This is a genomic window from Duganella aceris, from assembly GCF_011090165.1.
GTDB classification, from domain to species: Bacteria; Pseudomonadota; Gammaproteobacteria; order Burkholderiales; family Burkholderiaceae_D; genus Rugamonas; species Rugamonas aceris.
Window position 1 is genome coordinate 18608 of record NZ_JAADJT010000015.1, and the last position, 17530, is coordinate 36137.

Consider the following 17530-nt stretch of genomic DNA (forward strand, 5'->3'; position numbering starts at 1 on the left):
TATGACGGCGTATCTGCAATTCGACCAGGTCTGCAAGTTCTTCCCGGGCGTGAAGGCGCTGAACGGGGTGAGCTTCTCGGCGCACGCCGGCCAGGTGCACGGCCTGCTCGGCGAAAACGGCGCCGGCAAATCGACGCTGCTGAAAATCCTCGGCGGCCAGTACAAGCCGGACGGCGGACGGCTGCTGGTCGGCGGCACCGAGCGCCACTTCACCAGCGCCAAGGATGCGATCCAGGCCGGCGTCTCCATCATCCACCAGGAACTGCAATACGTGCCGGAACTGACGGTGGCCGAGAACGTGCTGCTGGGCCGCATGCCGACCCGTTTCGGCCTGCTGGACAAGCCGAAAGCGCACCGCATCGTGGCCGAGAAGCTGGCCGCCATCGGTGTCGACCTCTCGCCCGACGCGAAGCTGATCGACCTGTCGATCGCGCAGCGGCAGATGGTCGAGATCTGCAAGGCCATCATGCAGGACGCGCAGGTCATCGCCTTCGATGAACCGACGTCCAGCCTGTCGCACCGCGAGACCGAGATCCTGTTCCGGCTGGTGAAGGAGCTGCGCGCCGAAGGCCGCACGCTGATCTACATCTCGCACCGCCTGGAAGAGCTGTATGAGCTGTGCGACGCCTGCACCATCTTCCGCGACGGCCGCAAGATCGTCACCCACGACGTGATGGGCGACGTGCCGCGCGAGCGTTTGATCAGCGACATGGTCGGCCGCGAGTTGAGCGACATCTACGACTACCGCGAACGTCCGCACGGCGAGGAGCGCCTGAAGGTCGACGGCTTGAACGGCAAGCACGTCAAAGGCCCGCAGAGCTTTTCGGTGCGCGGCGGCGAGGTGCTGGGCTTCTTCGGCCTGGTCGGCGCCGGTCGCAGTGAACTGATGCGCCTGATGTACAACGCCGATCCACGCAGCGCCGGCACGGTGACGCTCGACGGCGCGACCGTGGCGACGGGCGGTCCGTCCGACGCCATCGCGGCCGGCATCGTGCTGTGCCCGGAAGACCGCAAGGAGCAAGGCATCCTGGCGACCGCCTCGGTGGCGGAGAACATCAACATCAGCGTGCGCCGCAACGACCTCCGCGCCGGCCTGTTCCTGCGCCACAAACAGGAGGCCGCGCTGGCCGACGAGTTCATCGCCCGCCTGCGCATCAAGACCCCGAACCGGCAGCAGGAAATCCGCCTGCTCTCCGGCGGCAACCAGCAGAAGGTGATCCTGGCGCGCTGGCTGGCGGAGCCCGGCCTGAAAGTGCTGATCCTCGACGAGCCGACGCGCGGCATCGACGTCGGCGCCAAGAACGACATCTACCGCATCATCCACGAAGTGGCGGAACGCGGCTGCTGCGTGATCGTGATTTCGAGCGAATTGCCGGAAGTGCTGGGCATCTCGGACCGCGTGATCGTCATGCGCGAAGGCGAGATCTGCGGCGAACTGCCGCGCGCGCAAGCAACCGAAACCGAAGTCCTGCGCCTGGCCTTGCCCGATTCTTCGGCGCCGGCGCCCGCCGCTTACATTGAAAATCCACGGAGCATCGCATGAACGTCTCACAATTGAATCCGGCCGCGCCAACCTCGCGCCCTCTGATCTCGCGCCAATGGCTGTCGGAATACAGCATGCCGCTGGCCTACGTGGTGCTGTTCGCCGTGCTGGCGGCCACGGTGGAAAACTTCTTCTCGCTGACCAACGTCGTCGGCCTGATGCTGTCGGTGGCGCAGATCGGCATGGTGGCCTGCACCATGATGCTGTGCCTGGCCTCGCGCGACTTCGACCTGTCGGTCGGCTCGACCATCGCCTTCGCCGGCGTGCTGGGCGCGATCGTGATGGAGCAAAGCGGCAGCGTCACGCTGGCCATCGGCGCCGGCCTGGCCGCCGGTGCGCTGATCGGCGCCTGCAACGGCGTGCTGATCGCCTACCTGCGCGTCAACGCGCTGATCGCCACGCTGGCGACCATGTTGATGGTGCGCGGCCTGGCCTTCATCGTCTCCAAGGGCCAGGCGGTCGGCATCAACAGCGACGCCTTCATCGCCTTCGGCGACGAGCGTTTCTTCGGCATGCCGCTGCCGGTGCTGGTGTGCGGCCTGTGCTTCCTGGTGTTCGGCGTGCTGCTGAACCAGACCGTCTTCGGCCGCAACACGCTGGCCATCGGCGGCAATCCGGAAGCGGCGCGGCTGGCCGGCGTGCGCGTCGAGCGGCTGCGGGTGTGGATCTTCCTGCTGCAAGGGCTGGTCACGGCGATGGCGGGCTTGATTCTGGCGTCGCGCATCACCAGCGGGCAGCCGAATGCGGCGCAGGGTTTTGAGCTGGATGTGATTTCGGCCTGCGTGCTGGGCGGCGTGTCGCTGCAGGGCGGCAAGGCGCGCATCTTCGGCGTGCTGATCGGCGTGCTGATCATGGGCACAGTGGAAAACGTGATGAACCTGATGGACGTCGACGCGTTCTACCAGTACCTGATGCGCGGCGTGATCCTGCTGGTGGCGGTGCTGCTGGACCAGCTAAAAACGCGCGGCGAGCGCCGTTAATATCGTTACGCCACCCCGCACGGCGACACAAGGGTCAGACCCCGTACGGGGTCTGACCCTGAGCGCAAGCCTCGGGGTGCGCCTCAAAGAGGTGGCAATGTCTGGACGTCTGAACGGCAAAGTGGCCGTTATCACTGGCTCGACGCAAGGCATCGGCGCGGCCATCGCGCGGCGCTTCGCGGCGGAGGGGGCGATGGTGGCGTTGAACAGCCATCGCGACGACGAGGCGGCGCGCGCGATCCGCGCGGAGCTCGGCCCGGAGCGCAGCATCTTCGTCCAGGCCGATGTGGCCGACCGCGCCGCGATGGAGCTGCTGGCGGCGCGCACGCTGGAGCGCTTCGGCCGCATCGACATCCTGATCAACAACGCCGGCATGAACGTCTTCAGCGATCCGCTGGCGCTGAGCGAGGAGGACTGGAAACGCTGCTTCGCGGTCGACCTGGAAGGCGCGTGGAACGCCTCGCGCGCCGTGCTGCCTTCGATGCTCGCCCAAGGAGCGGGCAGCATCGTCAACATCGCCTCGGTGCACGGCCACAAAATCATCCCCGGCTGCTTCCCCTACCCGGTCGCCAAGCATGCGCTGATCGGCATGACGCGGGCGCTGGGGCTGGAATACGCGGCGCGCGGCATCCGCGTCAACTCGATCTCGCCGGGGCTGATCGTCACCGAGATGATTGAGCGCCATTTCGATGCGCAGCCCGATCCGCAGGCAGAGCGCGTGCGCCAGGCAGCGCTGTTGCCCTGCAAACGCCTCGGCCGGCCGGAAGAAGTCGCCGCCACCGCGCTGTTCCTGGCCAGCGACGAGGCGCCCTTCATCAACGCCACCGACATCCTGATCGACGGCGGGCGCTCGCAGATGTACCACGATTAGCACACCGCTCGGCGGCTACGCCCAGCGCCGGTTGGCCCGCACCACGCGGGCGTGCGCCTGATGTCCGATCGCCAGCCGCCGCAAGGTCAGGATCGCGATGATGGAGCCCAGTATCGGTACACCAAACGCCAGCAGTTTCATGCCCAGGATGACCGACTCGGGCTGCGCCACGCCGGGCACGTAGCCCAGTTCTCCCAGGCTCCAGCCGATGCCCGCCAACGCGCCCGCGCCGCCGGCCTTGAGCAGCACCAGCATGGTGGCGAAGGTAGCGGTTTCGCGCCGCTCGCGATGGCGGAAGGTGGCGAAATCGGTGATGTCGGCCAGGATCCCCCACGGCAGCATGAACACGCCGCCGAAGCCGACGCCGATCAGCGCCGCCGCCGTCAGCAACCACGCGTTGTCGCCGGCCATAACAAAGAACAGGATGCCGCAGATGGCGACCGCGTGGCTGGCGGCCAGCAGCACGGTCTTGTCGTGCGAGCGCACCAGGAAAATCCACAACGCCACGCCGGCCAGTTGTCCGAAGGTGATGGTCAACAGCAGCCGGCCCGCCAGGCCGGGCTGGTGCAGCGCATAGGTCGCGATGTACAGCATCATCTTGCCGAACACCGGCATCGCGAAGCCGGTGACCAGCGCGATCACGGCCATCGCCGCGAACAGGCGATCCAACTTGGGCAGGAACGCGATCCTGGCCGCGCCGCCGATGTCGTCGCCGCGTTGCTGCCGCTTCGCCCCCTCCGCCCCCGCTGCCCCATCCTCCCGCGCAGACCACGCCGCGAATAATATCGCCGCACAAAACGCCAACCCGCCGACGACGCCGAGCATCGACAACTGGCCGGCGCTGGCTGGCCGCCCGTCGCCGCCCATGAACGGCACCAGCACCGTGGCGATCACCACACTGGCTGCCGAACTAAACACCGTGCGATACCCGGACGCCCGCCCGCGCGCGCGGCTGTCGCTGGCGATCCGCGCCAGCAAACTGTTATGCGGCACATCGATAATCGCATACGCCGCGCGGAAGGCAATGATGGCCAGCGCGATCACGACGATATTGCGCGCCCCCAGCAACGGCAAGCTGTAGATCAGCGCGAAGGCCGCACCGCAAGGCAGCGCCCCCAGCGCGATCAGCCGCCGATAGCCGACGCCCCGGTTCTGCGCCCACGCCGCCAACAACCCCGCGCCCAGATCAAGCACCAGGTCCGCGCCGAACACCATCAACATCAACACGCTGACGCTGTGCGGCGCCACGCCCAGCAAGTCAGTCAACAGAAACAGCAACGTCACATCCACACTGCCAAGCAAAAGATTCTTGCCAAAATTGCCGCTCGAATAACCGATCAAATGCCGGTCCGTCTTCGCCATTGCCAGGTAGCGGCTCATGATGCGCTACGTGAAAGCGACCGTGGTCGCGGCATGAATCGGCAACAGCGCGGCACCCAGCGCGATCGAGCTGCCGCCCAGCCGCGAGACGCGGATTTGCGTCGCCTGCCGGTGCTCGTGCCACTGCAGCCGCCCCCGGTTCAGCCGGGCCGCCAGGCGCAACATGATCGATTCCGGCAGCGGGCTGGAAAACACGATCTCACCCGGATCGAACCACGAGATGGCGCTGTTGACCACCAATTCCAGCTGCCCGGCCGCCCGGTCCAGCCAGCGCTCGATCAGCGCCTCGTGGCCAACGCTAGCCTCGTCGAAATGCGCGACCGACTGGATCGCACATCCCGCTTCGCGCAGCACCGACAGCAAGTCCATGGTGGTGGGGCGCGGCAGCTCGCCCGGATACAGCCCGCCGATCTCGCCCGCGCCGCCGAACTCCCCTTTGAGCAGCCGCCCATCCTCGATGACGCCGGCGCCGATCCCATACCCCAGCAAAAACACCACCACCGTCGACGACTTGCGGATCGTATCGTTCAAATAGTATTCGGCCAGCGCCGAGGCGTTGGCGTCGTTCTCCAGCATGGTCGGCAGGCCCAGCGCATCGTCGAGGATCTGGCGCAGCGGCACGTTGCGCCAGCCCGGCAGATCGTTGACGATGTTCCACTGCCCGCCGTCGCGCGCCAGCGGCGGCCCCGGCAAACCGATGCCGACGCCGAGAAAGCGCCCGCCCAGCAACCGGTGCTTGACCGACAACTCGGTGATGCGCTGCTCCAGCAACTGCGCGAACGCCAGCGGGTCCGGCGCGCCGACCTCTTCGCTGGTCAGCGAGATGATGCCGCCGGCGTAGTCGACCAGCGCGATCTCCAGCATGCCCTTGTGCACCGTCGCCCCCACCGCGAAGCCGCCGGCGGCCGAGATCGTCAACGGCACGGTCGGTCGGCCGCGCCCGCTGGTGTCCGAAGACGCCTGTTCCTCGACCAGCCCCATGCTGATCAGATTGCGCGACAGCTTGGTCAGCGCCGAATTGCTCACCTGCAGCGCCATCGCCAGGTCGCTGCGCGGCAGCGGTCCCTTGGTGCGCAGCTGCCATAACAAACGTTTTTCTTCCGAAGACAGTTTTAGCCGCGCAATTTTCATAGTGTTGTGGTCATATGGACAATTCTTGTAACACGCCTGTCATATTCTATTTATTTTACAAGTAATAAATAATTATACCAAAAGAGCGTGGCTATACTCCGGCTCGACAGCTAACCCACCCTTGTTCAGCCCGGAGAAATCTATGATGAAGAGAAAGAATACGCTTGCCCACAGCTGGGTAATCGGCGCCCTGTACGCCATGGCCTGCCCCGCTTTTGCCCAGGATGCGCCGGCCGCCCAATCCGGCGACGAAGCCGACGTCGCCAGCGTGGTCGTGACCGGTTCGGCGCGTCCGCAGCGCCGCTTCGACGTATCCTATGCGGTGAACTCGCTGTCGCAGAACGATGTGCAAAAACTCGCGCCGCTGAGCATGGCCGACCTGCTGGGCAAGCTGCCCGGCATCCAGGTCGAGGCAACCGGCGGCGAAGTGCAGAACATCACCCGCGTGCGCGGCATCCCGACCGACGACGGCCTGGCGCTGTTCCAGCAGGATGGCCTGCCGCTGTTCACCGAAATGAACGGCTTCTTCTTCCGTGGCGACAGCCTGAACCGCTACGACCTGATGACCAAAAACCTGGAAGTGGTACGCGGCGGCCCGGCCTCGATCTACGGCAGCCAGGCGGCGGCCATCGTCAACAGCAGCACCGTCACCGGCACCGAGACCACCAAGGGCAAGGCGCAAGTGACGCTGGGCACGACCGGCCTCGGCCGCCTCGACCTGTATCAGGCCGGCAAGATCGACGACAAGACCTTCTACGCGGTCGGCGGCTTCATCCGCCAGGACGACGGCCATCGCGACAACGGCTTCCCGAACGATCGCGGCGGCCAGATTCGCGGCAACATCAAGCGTGTGCTGGAGTCGGGCACGCTGACGGTCAGCGCCAACTACCTGAACGACCACAACGCCTTCTACCTGCCGATCCCGATTTCCGATCCGCGCAATCCGTCGGTGTCGCTCGACAAATACATCGATTACTTCGACGGCACGATGAACTCGCCATCGCTGCGCGCCGTGCCGCAGAAATACCTGGACGGCAACGGCAAGCTGCAAACCGACACCCGCGACCTGGCCAGCGGCCGTCACATGGAATACGGCAACCTCGGCGTGCGCTATGAAGGCGAACTCGGCAAGTGGCAGCTGTCGGCCAAGGGCGGCGCCACCAAGGGCACGCTGGACTTCGACGCGTTCTACTCCACCTCGAACCCGGCCGACGCCACCACTTTCGCCAACGGTTTCCTCGGCGCCGCCAAAACCGCCTTCGGCGCCGTCGACCATCTCGGTTACGCCATCGCCGGCAGCAACGGCGCCCAAGTCTACAGCCCGGCCGCCGCGTCCGGCCTGGTGATGCAGGCGCAGTACCGCGCCGGCGCCTCGGACTTCTATTCGAACCAGGCCGACATCAACATCACGCGCAACTTCGAGACCGGCCTGGGCAACCACGACGTCAAGATCGGCTTCTACGGCAGCGGCTACGGCCTGACCAGCAAGACCGTCTACAACGACATGCTGATCGAGGTGCAGGGCAAGCCGCGCACCCTGGATCTGCTGGCCTACTCCGCGTCCGGCGCGGTGCTCGGCTCGGTGACCGACAACGGCGTGCTGCGCTACAGCACCACGCTGAACCAGGGCGACGTCGACGCCAGGATGGGCGCGCTGTATGTCAACGACACCTGGGAAGTCAACGACAGGCTGCGGCTCGATGCCGGCGTGCGCCGCGAGCGCTACAACTACGACGGCTACGCGCTGCTGACCAAACAGGTCAATCTGGGCGACGCCGCCACGCTGGCCGACGACACCACCCGCGCCTTCACCGGCGCCCGCCAGGAGCACAAGTACAACTTCAACACCACCAACTGGACCTTCGGCGCCAACTACGATTTCTCGCAGCGCTTCGGCGGCTATGCGCGGGTGTCGCACCTGGAAGTGCCGCCGTCGATGCAGGTGGCATCCTCGGTCGATCCGCTGGTGCTGACCACCAAGGCCGACCAGTATGAAGTCGGCTTCAAGGCGACCGCCGGCCGCTCCTATTTATATGTGACCGGTTTCTACACCCAGTTCGATCCGCTCAACGCCTCGTTCGCCGCCTTCAATCCGCTGACCGGCCGCAACGACCAGACCCTGCCGTTCTTCGGCAAGGCGGTGGTGCGCGGCGCCGAGTTCGACGGCGCGCTGCACCTGACCGAGCGCTTCTACATCAACGGCTCGCTGACGCTGCAGGATCCGCAATACCGCCAGTTCGTCAACGCCGCCGGCGCCGATCCGTCCAAGGTGGTCGGTAACCAGATCATCCGCGAGCCCAAGGTGTTCGGCAACATCCGTCCGAACTACAATTTCAACCTCGGCGCCAACCTGGTCGAGCTGTACGGCAGCTATGCCTACACCGGCAAGCGCTATGTCGACTTCTTCGAGGCCACCGCGATGCCGGCCTACCACTCGATCGGCGCCGGCGTCTCGGTCACCCGTGGCGACTGGCGCGTGCAGCTGGTCGGCGACAACCTGACCAACGCCAAGGGTCTGACCGAAGGCAACACCCGCACCGACGCGCTCGGCGGACAAGGCAGCAAGGAAGCGATCTACGGACGCCCGGTCTTCGGCCGCAGCGCCCGCCTGGTCATCAGCAAAGCATGGTAAATCATATGATCAAAAAAATTATCGCAGTCTCCCTGTTGTTGGCGCAGCAGGCGTATGCCGCGCCGGTGCGCGACCAGCATTGGGCGCGTCTGGCCAACCAGCTGTTCCCGGCGCTGGTGGACATGGGCGCCGCCCGTCCCGGCGCGGCGATGCCGGTCGAGCGCCGTATCCGCATCGACGCCTGCAAGCAGGAGGTCGCCTGCCTGCTGAACGCCAGCCTGTGGACCGACGCCGAGATCGACGCGGTCGCCGCCACGGCGGCCAAGGCGCCGGCCGCATCGTGGCGCAAAGCGACCTTGGCCGACGACGGCGTCAAAGCCCAGGTGTCGCGCGAGTTGCGCGGCTTGAACAGCATCATCCAGGTCTACGGCCAGGGCTCGGCGCCGCGCTATCCGCTGGTCGACGGTCCGATCGACGTACCGGGCAGCCTGCTGTTCAACGCCGCCGTCAAGGATGCGATCGCCTTGGCCAAGGCCAGCGAAGACGATCCGGCGTTGCCGCTGGACCCGAGCCTGCCGCTGGCCATCGCGCTGCTCGACGCCAACGACCGCGCCGACGCCATCGCCTTCGAACCGCTCGACCTGGCCCACAACGGCGCCGCGCTGGGCCGCTCGCAGATCATCGACTGGAAGCTGTTCCGCTACACGGCGATCATCATTCCGGGCATCGGCCCGGAGAATGTCGGCATGGCGCTGAGCACGCGCGGCAAATGGAATGTGCGGCTGGCCGCCAAGCGCTACGCCGACGGCGAGGCGCCGTTCATCATCCTCAGCGGCGCTTCGGTGCATCCGAAGGGCACGCGTTTCGTCGAAGCGGTGGAGATGCGCAAGGCGCTGATCGAGCGTTTCGGCGTGCCGGCCGAGTCCATCATCATCGAGCCGTACGCGCGCCACACCACGACCAACCTGCGCAATGTGACGCGGCGGCTGGTCGCGCTGGGCGCACCGATGGACAAGGACAGCCTGATCGTCACCTACACCAACCAGAGCCGCTACATCGAAAGCCAGGAATTCGCCTCGCGCAACCTGAAGGAGCTGGGCTACATGCCGGGCACGGTCGGCAGCCGTTTGTCCCCGACCGAGCTGACTTTCCGGCCGTCGGCCAAGTCGCTGCGCATCGATCCGCTGGATCCGCTGGATCCTTGATAACAGCCCGGAACGCCGCGCGGCCAGCCGTTCGGCGTTCCAAACGTAGTCATATCTGCATCATTCCTCCTCTTTTTTGCGATTACGCAAAGAGTTCGCCTTGAAATACACCAAGGTCGTCCCTATAATTGGCACTCGTTACTAGAGAGTGCTAACAGCGCTCTCGACAACTTTCCGTTGTGGCAATCTGATTGAAACAACAACAAACTGTACCATTGTTAATTTAAGGAGTTTTGTATGAACCTTCGCCCTTTGAACGATCGCGTCATCGTCAAACGCCTCGACCAGGAAACCAAAACTGCGTCCGGCCTGATCATCCCTGATGCGGCCGCTGAAAAACCGGATCAAGGCGAAGTCCTCGCCGTCGGCAATGGCAAGATTCTGGAAGATGGCAAAGTCCGTCCGCTGGATGTCAAAGTAGGCGACCGCGTCCTGTTCGGCAAATACGCCGGTCAAACCGTCAAGGTCGACGGCCAGGAACTGATGGTCATGCGCGAAGAAGACATCATGGCAATCGTCGTCAAATAATTGACCGCACGTTTGCATTCAACACCTAATTCTGGAGAAACAACATGGCAGCTAAAGAAGTAATTTTCGGCGACGCAGCGCGCGCCAAAATGGTCGAAGGCGTTAACGTCCTGGCCAACGCAGTGAAAGTCACCCTGGGCCCTAAAGGCCGCAACGTTGTGCTGGAACGCTCGTTCGGCGCCCCTACCGTCACCAAGGACGGCGTATCCGTTGCGAAAGAAATCGAACTGAAAGACAAGCTGCAAAACATGGGCGCGCAAATGGTCAAGGAAGTTGCTTCCCGCACCAGCGACAACGCCGGCGACGGCACCACCACCGCGACCGTACTGGCACAAGCCATCGTGCGCGAAGGCATGAAATTCGTGGCCGCCGGCATGAACCCGATGGACCTGAAGCGCGGCATCGACAAGGCTGTCGCAGCGACCGTCGAGCAGATCGCCATCATCGCCCGTCCATGCACCACCACCAAGGAAATCGCCCAGGTTGGCGCGATCTCGGCCAACTCCGACTACTCGATCGGCGAGCGCATCGCTGAAGCGATGGAAAAAGTCGGCAAGGAAGGCGTCATCACCGTGGAAGACGGCAAGTCGCTGAACGACGAACTGGACATCGTTGAAGGTATGCAGTTCGACCGCGGCTACCTGTCGCCGTACTTCATCAACAACCAAGAGAAGCAAGTCGCGATCCTGGACAATCCATTCGTCCTGCTGTGCGACAAGAAAATCTCGAACATCCGCGATCTGCTGCCGGTACTGGAACAAGTCGCCAAAGCCGGCCGTCCACTGCTGATCATCGCCGAAGACATCGAAGGCGAAGCGCTGGCGACCCTGGTGGTCAACAACATCCGCGGCATCCTGAAAACCTGCGCAGTCAAAGCCCCAGGCTTCGGCGACCGTCGCAAGGCCATGCTGGAAGACATCGCGATCCTGACCGGCGGTCAAGTGGTGGCTGAAGAAGTCGGCATGACCCTGGAAAAAATCACCCTGGAAGAACTGGGCCAGGCCAAGCGCATCGAAATCGGCAAGGAAAACACCATCGTCATCGACGGTGCTGGCCAGGCTGAAGGCATCGAAGGCCGCGTCAAGCAAATCCGCGTGCAGATCGAAGAAGCGACTTCGGACTACGACCGTGAAAAACTGCAAGAGCGCGTGGCCAAACTGGCCGGCGGCGTTGCAGTGATCAAAGTCGGCGCAGCCACCGAAGTTGAAATGAAAGAGAAAAAAGCCCGCGTTGAAGATGCACTGCACGCAACCCGCGCAGCGGTTGAAGAAGGCATCGTGCCAGGCGGCGGCGTAGCCCTGCTGCGCGCCCGCGCTTCGATCACCGTCAAAGGCGACAACCCGGACCAGGACGCAGGTATCAAGATCGTTCTGCGCGCCATGGAAGAGCCACTGCGCATGATCGTGCAAAACGCCGGCGAAGAAGCTTCGGTGGTTGTTGCTGCGGTTCTGGCAGGCACCGGTAACTACGGTTACAACGCCGCCAACGGCACCTACGGCGACATGGTCGAAATGGGCGTGCTGGATCCAGCCAAGGTCACCCGTTCGGCACTGCAAAACGCAGCGTCGATCGCCGGCCTGATGCTGACCACCGACTGCATGGTTGCCGAAGCTGCCGACGACAAAGCTGCCGGCGGCATGGGCGGCGGTATGGGTGGCATGGGCGGCATGGGTGGCATGGACGGCATGATGTAATCGCCGCGCCGGCTTAGCCACTAGCCTCGCTGTACAGAAAGCCAGCTTCTTCGGAAGCTGGCTTTTTTATTGCGCGCCCGGTTTGCGCGTTCCGCGCTAAGCTATTCGCGCACCCTGTCACTTGCAAAGGAGCGCGGCATGAAAACCAAGGAACTCCATCGCGGTCGCCTGATCGACCATGTCCAGCTGGTGGTGCGGGACCTTCCCGCCTCGCAACGATTTTATTCCGCCATCTTCAAGCTGCTCGACATTCCGATCGCCGGCTCCGGCAAGGACTACTTCTGGGCCGACGAGTTGTTCGTCTCTACTCCCGACAGCGAGGCCGCGCAGGGTGTGCTGACCGGACGCCACCACCTGGCGTTCCAGGCGCGCGACCGCGCCATGGTCGACGCGTTTCATACCCAGGCGCTGGTCAACGGCGGCGAGGACAACGGCCCGCCAGGCGAGCGGCCGTATCACCCCGGCTACTACGCCGCCTTTGTGCTGGACCCGGACGGCAACAATATCGAATTCGTGTACCACGGCGAAGCGCAACGCAGCGCGCCGTCGGTGAAGATCACGTTCTGACCAAGGCCGCACCGGACTCCCGCCGCGCGCGCCGGATGACGGCCCACGCCGCCGTCAGACTCAGCGCGCCCATGACGGCCGCGACCAGGATGTCGGGCCAGTTGCCGCCGGTCCGCGCGACCAGGGCGGCGGCCGCCAGCACCGCCAGGTTGCCGATCACATCGTTGCGGGTGCACAGCCAGACCGCGCGCATATCGGCGTCGCCTTCGCGGAAGGCGTACAGCAGCGCCGCGACCGCGCCGTTGGCCACCAGCGCCAGCACGCCGATCACGCTCATGGTGGACGCCGCCGGCAGCGCGCCGGCGGCGACGTGCCATGCGGTGGTCGCCAGCACGAACAGGCCGTATGCCGCCATCGACCAGCCCTTGAGCAGCGCCGAGCGCCTCCGCCACTCCGTGCCCAGGCCGAGGATGAACAGCGAGATGCCGTAGTTCAAGGCATCGCCCATGAAGTCGGCGGAATCCGCAAGCAAGGCGGCGGACTCGGCGTGCCAGCCGCTTGCCAGCTCGATGACGAACATGCCGGCGTTGACCAGCAGCGCGATCCACAGGATGCGGCGGTAGCGCGCATCGGCCGGCGGCTTGCCCGAGGCGCAGCCGCCGTTGCAACAGTCAGCCATTCCGGTTCCTTGATTCAAGCTCCGCCGCGCACGGCGCCAACTACCGCGTGTATGGCGCGCCACACCTGGAGCGATTGCAATTCATCCGCCCCTGCCGCTCGTTGGACATCTCGCTGGAAGAAATCCGCACGTTGCTGCAACTGCGTGCCAGCCCTGAGGCCGGCTGCGGCGGCGTCGACCGCCTGCTCGACGCCCACATCGAAGCGGTCGCACTGGGGAACCTGCCGTTCAGTCGATACGATTAAGAATTGCAGAATTTTTCAGAATCTGGAAAGGCACGCCTCCAGCTAGCCCGCATCTGCTGAAGTATGTCGTCTGCACGCGCTGAGTTGAAGATCGGCAGGCGTTTCGCAAGAATATCGTCGACTTCCCCGATCTCGCGTGAGTAGCGATCCAATGTCTCCTTATCCAACTGATCAAAAGGCTTCCCCTCACGCGCTTCGATGCCGGCGAGGATGGCCAGTGTCAATGTTCGGCTTTCAGCGCTTGGCGTACATGAGGGCGCGTCAAAAAAGAAGTCAGCCCTCATCTCCTTGGGCCAAGCCATCGCTTCGAATGCACGACCACAGTAAAAGAGCGCCTCGTTTGCTGTCTCGAAAGGAACAGCGTCAACGTAAGCAAGGATATCCATATCAAACCTCCGGCTCATAATTCAAAAGCATCGAAGAAATCCCGCGATAGGTTGCTGATGATGTATTCCTCGGATAAAAGATTCGCTTTTCGCGTTACTTCGACAGGCATGAATAGATTGGCAATCGGAGAAACCGGTATCACAAACATTAGCGGTTTGAAATCCGACGGTTGCGACCGCCTCAATATGCCCAGAATTTCTTTGTATCCCGACTTGTCGATGATACCCGCTTCTAGCTTCCTGGCGGCGCCCCTCTGGATGCCGCGTCGGACGTCTTTTATTTTCGAAGAGTGCAGGTCGGCGGCATCCACATCCCTCCTTAGATTCCAGTATATCTCCCTGGGATTCGAACTCGGAGGCACCGAATTGTGGGGGCTTAACTTGGAGCATGCGTCAAAATATGGGGAGCACCAAGCGTAATGCACCTGACCGTAGTAGCGTTGACAGATTTCATAAGAGAGCCAGGTACTGCAGGAGTAATAAATACGCTTGTTATTCATTTGACGGCCCCTTTGGTACAGGACTCAGATGTAGCACGCCGGACAATCCGCATCGCTGATCGCGCTCAACGGGCGCCGTCGGTGATCTTGGATTTTCAGCACCGGTTGAGCTGATTGGCATTATGATCTCAGCATGTCCAGATCCGAACGCCTGCTCAACCTGCTGCAAGTGCTGCGGCGCCATCGGCGTCCCGTCAGCGGGATGGCGCTTGCCGCTGAAACCGGGGTCAGCATCCGCACCTTGTACCGCGATATCGCCAGCCTGCAGGCGCAGGGTGCCGCCATCGTCGGGGAGCCGGGCGTCGGGTATGTGATGAAGCCGGGCTTCATGCTGCCGCCGCTGATGTTCGGCTCGGAGGAACTCGACGCGCTGGTGCTGGGCATGCGCATGGTCGCCGATTGCGGCGACCGGCCGCTGGCGCAAGGCGCGTTGAGCACGCTGGCCAAGATCGCCGCCGTGCTGCCGCCCGAACTGCGCCGCGAACTCGACGAGTCCGCGCTGCTGCTCGGCGCCGGCCGGCGCCCGGTGGCGCACGGCATCGTCCCGGACCTGTTGCGCGCGGCGATACGGGCGCAGCAGAAATTGCGGATCACTTACCGCGATCCTTCGGGTGTGGAATCGCAGCGCGTGGTGTGGCCGTTCGCGCTGGTGTATTTCGATCAAAATCGGGTGCTGATGTGCTGGTGCGAACTGCGCGACGGCTTCCGCAATTTCCGTTCCGACCGCATCAGCGAAGCCGAGTTGCTGGAGGTGCGCTATCCGCGCAACAAGCAGTCCCTGCTCCGCGAGTGGCGCCGCCTGGAACATGTTCCGGGCCACAGCATACTGCCAGAAACTGACAGTGGTCCCCGATAGAATGGGGCTCCCTTATCTATTCGGAGTTCACCATGAAAGCAGTTATCCATTTGAATTTTCGCGGCCAGGCACGTGAGGCGCTTGGTTTCTACCAGAGCGTGTTTGGCGGCGATGTCACGCTTGTGACGTATAAGGATGCCCATAAGGTCACGGAACAATCCGAAGCCGAACAGATCATGTGGGGCCAAGTGGCGGCCGACGACGGCTTCCGTGTGATGGCCTACGATGTGCCATCGCACACGGCCTTTAATCCAGGCGAGCTGGCCTTCCTGGTGGTGGTGGAGGCGGCAACCGCCGAAGAGACCAGCGCACGTTGGGACAAGCTGTCCGACGGCGCCACGATCACCGCGCCGCTCGCGCCGTCGCCATGGTCGCCGCTGTACGGCATGCTCAAGGACCGCTTCGGCGTGAACTGGGTGCTGAGCGTGGCGACGGCTTACTCCGAAGCTTAAGCGTCGCGGTACTCGGCTTCGATTTCCTCGCGGCGCGCGGCGTCGGCGATGTGGACGATCAGCGTCTCGCGCAATTCCGCCGGATGCACGGCGCGGTGCTTGGCGAACCAGAAGGCTTCGCTCAGCTCCTCGTCCTCATGGGCGGTGGTGATGACCTGCCGTTCCTCGGGCACATCGTCGTAGTCGGTCGCTTCGAGGCTGGCGTCTTCCAGCGCCTCGCGCCACGCCTCGCACTGATCGCCCCACGCCAGCGCGTACAGGCAACCCGACGCAATCAGCGCGCGGCTGGTTTCCCACATCGTCATCTCCGCCACTTCCGCCTCGACCACCAGCACGGCCTTGAATTGCGACAGCCCTTCCAGCGCGGGGAAATCGCTGTCAGGGGTGAGATGTAAATAGCGTACAGCTGTTTTTTGCATGATGAGACCATTGAAGATGATCCCGGATTTTAACCTGATCAGCCGAAGCGCGCGGCCGGGACGCCGGCGACGTCGACCCGCACCGCGAACAGCGCGCCGGTCAGCGGGAACTCTTTCAATTGTTCCGGCGTGTTGTCCTCGCGCGCGGTGGTGATGAACAAGGTCTTCAAATCCGCGCCGCCGAACGTGCAGGAGGCGGGATTGCGCGCCGGTACGCGCACCGTCTCCAGCAGCTCGCCGTCCGCCGAGTAGCGGCACACCCGCCCGCCGCCCCACTGCGCGATCCAGACGCAGCCTTCGCTGTCGACCGTCATGCCATCCGGCGAGCCTTCGACGGCGCCGTCGAACTGGCGCCACACGCGCGGCGCGCCCAGCGTGCCGTCCGCCGCCAGCGGATAGGCATAGGTGCGGCCCTCGTAGCTGTCGGTGTGGTACATGGTCGCGCCGTCGTTGCTGAAGGCCGGGCCGTTGCAGATATGATAGTCGCGCTCCAGCGCGTGCAGCGACAGATCGGTGTCGAGCCGGAACAGCGTGCCAATCGCCTGCGCGTAATCGGTGTTGTGCATCGACCCGGCCCAGATGCGGCCGGCCGCGTCGACCTTGGCGTCGTTCATGCGCAGCCCGCTGTCGGCCGGGAAGGGACGATGCAGGTACTCGATGCGCAACGCCGGCTCCAGCCAGACGCGAGCGATACCGTCGCGCAGGCCGGCCATGAAGCCGTCGCCGTCGCGGCGCGCGATCAGCCAGCAGATGTAGTCCGGCATGGCCCAGCTGCGGCGCTCGCCAGCGGCGGTGTCCAGCGCGTGCAGCGTCCGGTTCTTCAGGTCGACAAAGTACAGGCGGTTTTGCTCGGCCACCCACAACGGGCCTTCGCCCAATTGCGCGCCGGCTTCCCACAGGCATTGCACGTCATGCTTGCTCATCGGTTCAGATCCCCAAATTTTAGACAGCCGCCATCATACGGCCAAAGAACGCCACTTGGCGACGAAGGCGGCGGCGCGTTCGGCCAGCGCGTCCAAGGTCACGCCCGGCGTGAACAAGGCGCCGCCGATGCCGAAGCCGGTCGCGCCGGCGCGCACCCAGCCCTCCATGGTGTCCGGCGTGACGCCGCCGACCGGCCACATCGGCGTGCCGGCCGGGATCACGCTGGTCAAGGCCTTCAGGCCGCCGTGGCCGACCATCTCGGCCGGGAACAGTTTCAGCGCGTGGGCGCCGGCGTCCAGCGCGGCGAACGCCTCGGTCGGCGTGGCGACGCCCGGCGCGCAGTACATGCCCAGGTCGGCGGCGCGGCGGATCGCGGCCGGATTGCAGTTCGGCGAGACCAGCAGGCGGCCGCCGGCCTCATGCACCGCCTCGACATGGCCGACGTTGAGCATGGTGCCGCCGCCGACCAGCGTATCGGGCAACTCCAGCGCCACCATGCTGGCGATGCATTCCAGCGCGCCGGGTCGGTTCAGCGGCACTTCCAGCGCGCGGAAGCCGGCCGCGTGCAGCACCTTGGCGACATCGACCGCTTCTGCGGGTTTCAGGCCGCGCAGGATGGCGACCAAGGGTGTGGTGGGATGGGAGAGGGACATGGTGA

Annotated in this window: 19 protein-coding genes; 11 read left to right on the top strand and 8 right to left on the bottom strand. The window is 64.3% G+C overall.

All coding sequences use genetic code 11. The annotated features are described in order from the left end of the window. The first annotated feature begins 1 nt into the window (after position 1). The 3 genes from araG to GW587_RS26815 all read left to right on the top strand — a co-directional run bounded on the left by araG (position 2) and on the right by GW587_RS26815 (position 3394). On the top strand, positions 2–1543 hold the full coding sequence (gene araG, locus GW587_RS26805; RefSeq protein WP_166107970.1) for an L-arabinose ABC transporter ATP-binding protein AraG: 1542 nt from the start codon (positions 2–4) through the stop codon (positions 1541–1543). Next, positions 1540–2523 carry an L-arabinose ABC transporter permease AraH gene (araH, locus tag GW587_RS26810; protein WP_166107971.1) on the top strand — a complete coding sequence of 328 codons (984 nt, stop codon included), beginning with the start codon at positions 1540–1542 and terminating at the stop codon, positions 2521–2523. The genes araG and araH overlap by 4 nt, the downstream gene beginning before the upstream one ends. Positions 2524–2620: 97 nt before the next feature. Beyond that, complete coding sequence (locus GW587_RS26815) at positions 2621–3394, top strand: SDR family oxidoreductase (RefSeq protein WP_166107972.1); 774 nt, start codon at positions 2621–2623, stop codon at positions 3392–3394. 15 nt (positions 3395–3409) lie between these two features. On the opposite strand, the gene GW587_RS26820 is transcribed toward GW587_RS26815, so the two are convergent. Together GW587_RS26820 and GW587_RS26825 are read right to left on the bottom strand one after the other, a co-directional pair. After that, positions 3410–4774: an MFS transporter gene (locus GW587_RS26820; protein WP_166107973.1), complete on the bottom strand. Its 1365-nt coding sequence runs from the start codon at positions 4772–4774 to the stop codon at positions 3410–3412. 6 nt (positions 4775–4780) lie between these two features. Then, the gene (locus tag GW587_RS26825; RefSeq protein ID WP_166107974.1) at positions 4781–5905 is read right to left on the bottom strand and encodes an ROK family transcriptional regulator; all 1125 of its coding nucleotides are present in this window, start codon (positions 5903–5905) and stop codon (positions 4781–4783) included. Between the two features lie 142 nt (positions 5906–6047). Here GW587_RS26825 and GW587_RS26830 point away from each other — a divergent pair, with 142 nt between their 5' ends. From GW587_RS26830 to GW587_RS26850, 5 genes are all read left to right on the top strand, one after another. After that, entirely contained in the window at positions 6048–8537 is a 2490-nt protein-coding gene (locus tag GW587_RS26830; protein ID WP_166107975.1) for a TonB-dependent receptor, read from the top strand. A 5-nt stretch (positions 8538–8542) separates the two neighbouring features. Then, positions 8543–9682, top strand: coding sequence for a YdcF family protein (locus tag GW587_RS26835; RefSeq protein WP_166107976.1), 1140 nt, complete (start codon positions 8543–8545; stop codon positions 9680–9682). 237 nt (positions 9683–9919) lie between these two features. Further along, positions 9920–10210, top strand: coding sequence for a co-chaperone GroES (gene groES / locus GW587_RS26840; RefSeq protein ID WP_008451606.1), 291 nt, complete (start codon positions 9920–9922; stop codon positions 10208–10210). 44 nt (positions 10211–10254) lie between these two features. Beyond that, positions 10255–11904 (top strand): chaperonin GroEL, encoded by a 1650-nt coding sequence (gene groL / locus GW587_RS26845; protein ID WP_166107977.1) that lies wholly within the window; start codon positions 10255–10257, stop codon positions 11902–11904. A gap of 138 nt (positions 11905–12042) precedes the next feature. Then, the gene (locus GW587_RS26850; protein WP_166107978.1) at positions 12043–12471 is read left to right on the top strand and encodes a VOC family protein; all 429 of its coding nucleotides are present in this window, start codon (positions 12043–12045) and stop codon (positions 12469–12471) included. Here the strand turns inward: GW587_RS26850 and GW587_RS26855 are convergent. Beyond that, entirely contained in the window at positions 12461–13090 is a 630-nt protein-coding gene (locus GW587_RS26855) for a cation efflux transmembrane domain-containing protein (RefSeq protein ID WP_166107979.1), read from the bottom strand. The two genes, GW587_RS26850 and GW587_RS26855, sit on opposite strands and share 11 nt — an antisense overlap. A 74-nt stretch (positions 13091–13164) precedes the next feature. On the opposite strand from GW587_RS26855, the gene GW587_RS26860 reads away from it, so the two are divergent. Continuing rightward, complete coding sequence (locus GW587_RS26860) at positions 13165–13335, top strand: MerR family DNA-binding protein (protein WP_229259675.1); 171 nt, start codon at positions 13165–13167, stop codon at positions 13333–13335. On the opposite strand, the gene GW587_RS26865 is transcribed toward GW587_RS26860, so the two are convergent. Next, entirely contained in the window at positions 13332–13721 is a 390-nt protein-coding gene (locus GW587_RS26865) for a hypothetical protein (RefSeq protein WP_166107981.1), read from the bottom strand. The two genes, GW587_RS26860 and GW587_RS26865, sit on opposite strands and share 4 nt — an antisense overlap. Before the next feature lie 14 nt (positions 13722–13735). Next, entirely contained in the window at positions 13736–14032 is a 297-nt protein-coding gene (locus tag GW587_RS26870; RefSeq protein ID WP_166107982.1) for a hypothetical protein, read from the bottom strand. A 322-nt stretch (positions 14033–14354) separates the two neighbouring features. Here GW587_RS26870 and GW587_RS26875 point away from each other — a divergent pair, with 322 nt between their 5' ends. Both GW587_RS26875 and GW587_RS26880 read left to right on the top strand, forming a co-directional pair. Next, on the top strand, positions 14355–15077 hold the full coding sequence (locus GW587_RS26875; protein WP_166107983.1) for a helix-turn-helix transcriptional regulator: 723 nt from the start codon (positions 14355–14357) through the stop codon (positions 15075–15077). A 32-nt stretch (positions 15078–15109) separates the two neighbouring features. Continuing rightward, positions 15110–15529: a VOC family protein gene (locus GW587_RS26880; RefSeq protein WP_166107984.1), complete on the top strand. Its 420-nt coding sequence runs from the start codon at positions 15110–15112 to the stop codon at positions 15527–15529. Here the strand turns inward: GW587_RS26880 and GW587_RS26885 are convergent. From GW587_RS26885 to GW587_RS26895, 3 genes are read right to left on the bottom strand one after another with little or no spacing between them, the layout of a single operon-like run. Next, entirely contained in the window at positions 15526–15948 is a 423-nt protein-coding gene (locus GW587_RS26885) for a DUF7684 family protein (protein WP_166107985.1), read from the bottom strand. The genes GW587_RS26880 and GW587_RS26885 overlap by 4 nt on opposite strands. Before the next feature lie 38 nt (positions 15949–15986). Beyond that, the gene (locus GW587_RS26890; RefSeq protein ID WP_166107986.1) at positions 15987–16871 is read right to left on the bottom strand and encodes an SMP-30/gluconolactonase/LRE family protein; all 885 of its coding nucleotides are present in this window, start codon (positions 16869–16871) and stop codon (positions 15987–15989) included. Between the two features lie 33 nt (positions 16872–16904). Beyond that, entirely contained in the window at positions 16905–17525 is a 621-nt protein-coding gene (locus tag GW587_RS26895; RefSeq protein ID WP_166107987.1) for a 2-dehydro-3-deoxy-6-phosphogalactonate aldolase, read from the bottom strand. Positions 17526–17530 lie beyond the last annotated feature (5 nt).

What these genes read in the sequence shown, in the direction of transcription:
- groL (WP_166107977.1), top strand. Translation starts at nt 10,255, where the DNA reads ATGGCAGCTAAAGAAGTAATTTTCGGCGACGCAGCGCGCGCCAAAATG.
- GW587_RS26820 (WP_166107973.1), bottom strand. Translation starts at nt 4,774, where the DNA reads ATGAGCCGCTACCTGGCAATGGCGAAGACGGACCGGCATTTGATCGGT.
- GW587_RS26825 (WP_166107974.1), bottom strand. Translation starts at nt 5,905, where the DNA reads ATGAAAATTGCGCGGCTAAAACTGTCTTCGGAAGAAAAACGTTTGTTA.
- GW587_RS26880 (WP_166107984.1), top strand. Translation starts at nt 15,110, where the DNA reads ATGAAAGCAGTTATCCATTTGAATTTTCGCGGCCAGGCACGTGAGGCG.
- GW587_RS26885 (WP_166107985.1), bottom strand. Translation starts at nt 15,948, where the DNA reads ATGCAAAAAACAGCTGTACGCTATTTACATCTCACCCCTGACAGCGAT.
- GW587_RS26815 (WP_166107972.1), top strand. Translation starts at nt 2,621, where the DNA reads ATGTCTGGACGTCTGAACGGCAAAGTGGCCGTTATCACTGGCTCGACG.
- GW587_RS26890 (WP_166107986.1), bottom strand. Translation starts at nt 16,871, where the DNA reads ATGAGCAAGCATGACGTGCAATGCCTGTGGGAAGCCGGCGCGCAATTG.
- GW587_RS26865 (WP_166107981.1), bottom strand. Translation starts at nt 13,721, where the DNA reads ATGGATATCCTTGCTTACGTTGACGCTGTTCCTTTCGAGACAGCAAAC.
- araH (WP_166107971.1), top strand. Translation starts at nt 1,540, where the DNA reads ATGAACGTCTCACAATTGAATCCGGCCGCGCCAACCTCGCGCCCTCTG.
- GW587_RS26835 (WP_166107976.1), top strand. Translation starts at nt 8,543, where the DNA reads ATGATCAAAAAAATTATCGCAGTCTCCCTGTTGTTGGCGCAGCAGGCG.
- groES (WP_008451606.1), top strand. Translation starts at nt 9,920, where the DNA reads ATGAACCTTCGCCCTTTGAACGATCGCGTCATCGTCAAACGCCTCGAC.
- GW587_RS26855 (WP_166107979.1), bottom strand. Translation starts at nt 13,090, where the DNA reads ATGGCTGACTGTTGCAACGGCGGCTGCGCCTCGGGCAAGCCGCCGGCC.
- GW587_RS26895 (WP_166107987.1), bottom strand. Translation starts at nt 17,525, where the DNA reads ATGTCCCTCTCCCATCCCACCACACCCTTGGTCGCCATCCTGCGCGGC.
- GW587_RS26850 (WP_166107978.1), top strand. Translation starts at nt 12,043, where the DNA reads ATGAAAACCAAGGAACTCCATCGCGGTCGCCTGATCGACCATGTCCAG.
- GW587_RS26830 (WP_166107975.1), top strand. Translation starts at nt 6,048, where the DNA reads ATGATGAAGAGAAAGAATACGCTTGCCCACAGCTGGGTAATCGGCGCC.
- araG (WP_166107970.1), top strand. Translation starts at nt 2, where the DNA reads ATGACGGCGTATCTGCAATTCGACCAGGTCTGCAAGTTCTTCCCGGGC.
- GW587_RS26875 (WP_166107983.1), top strand. Translation starts at nt 14,355, where the DNA reads ATGTCCAGATCCGAACGCCTGCTCAACCTGCTGCAAGTGCTGCGGCGC.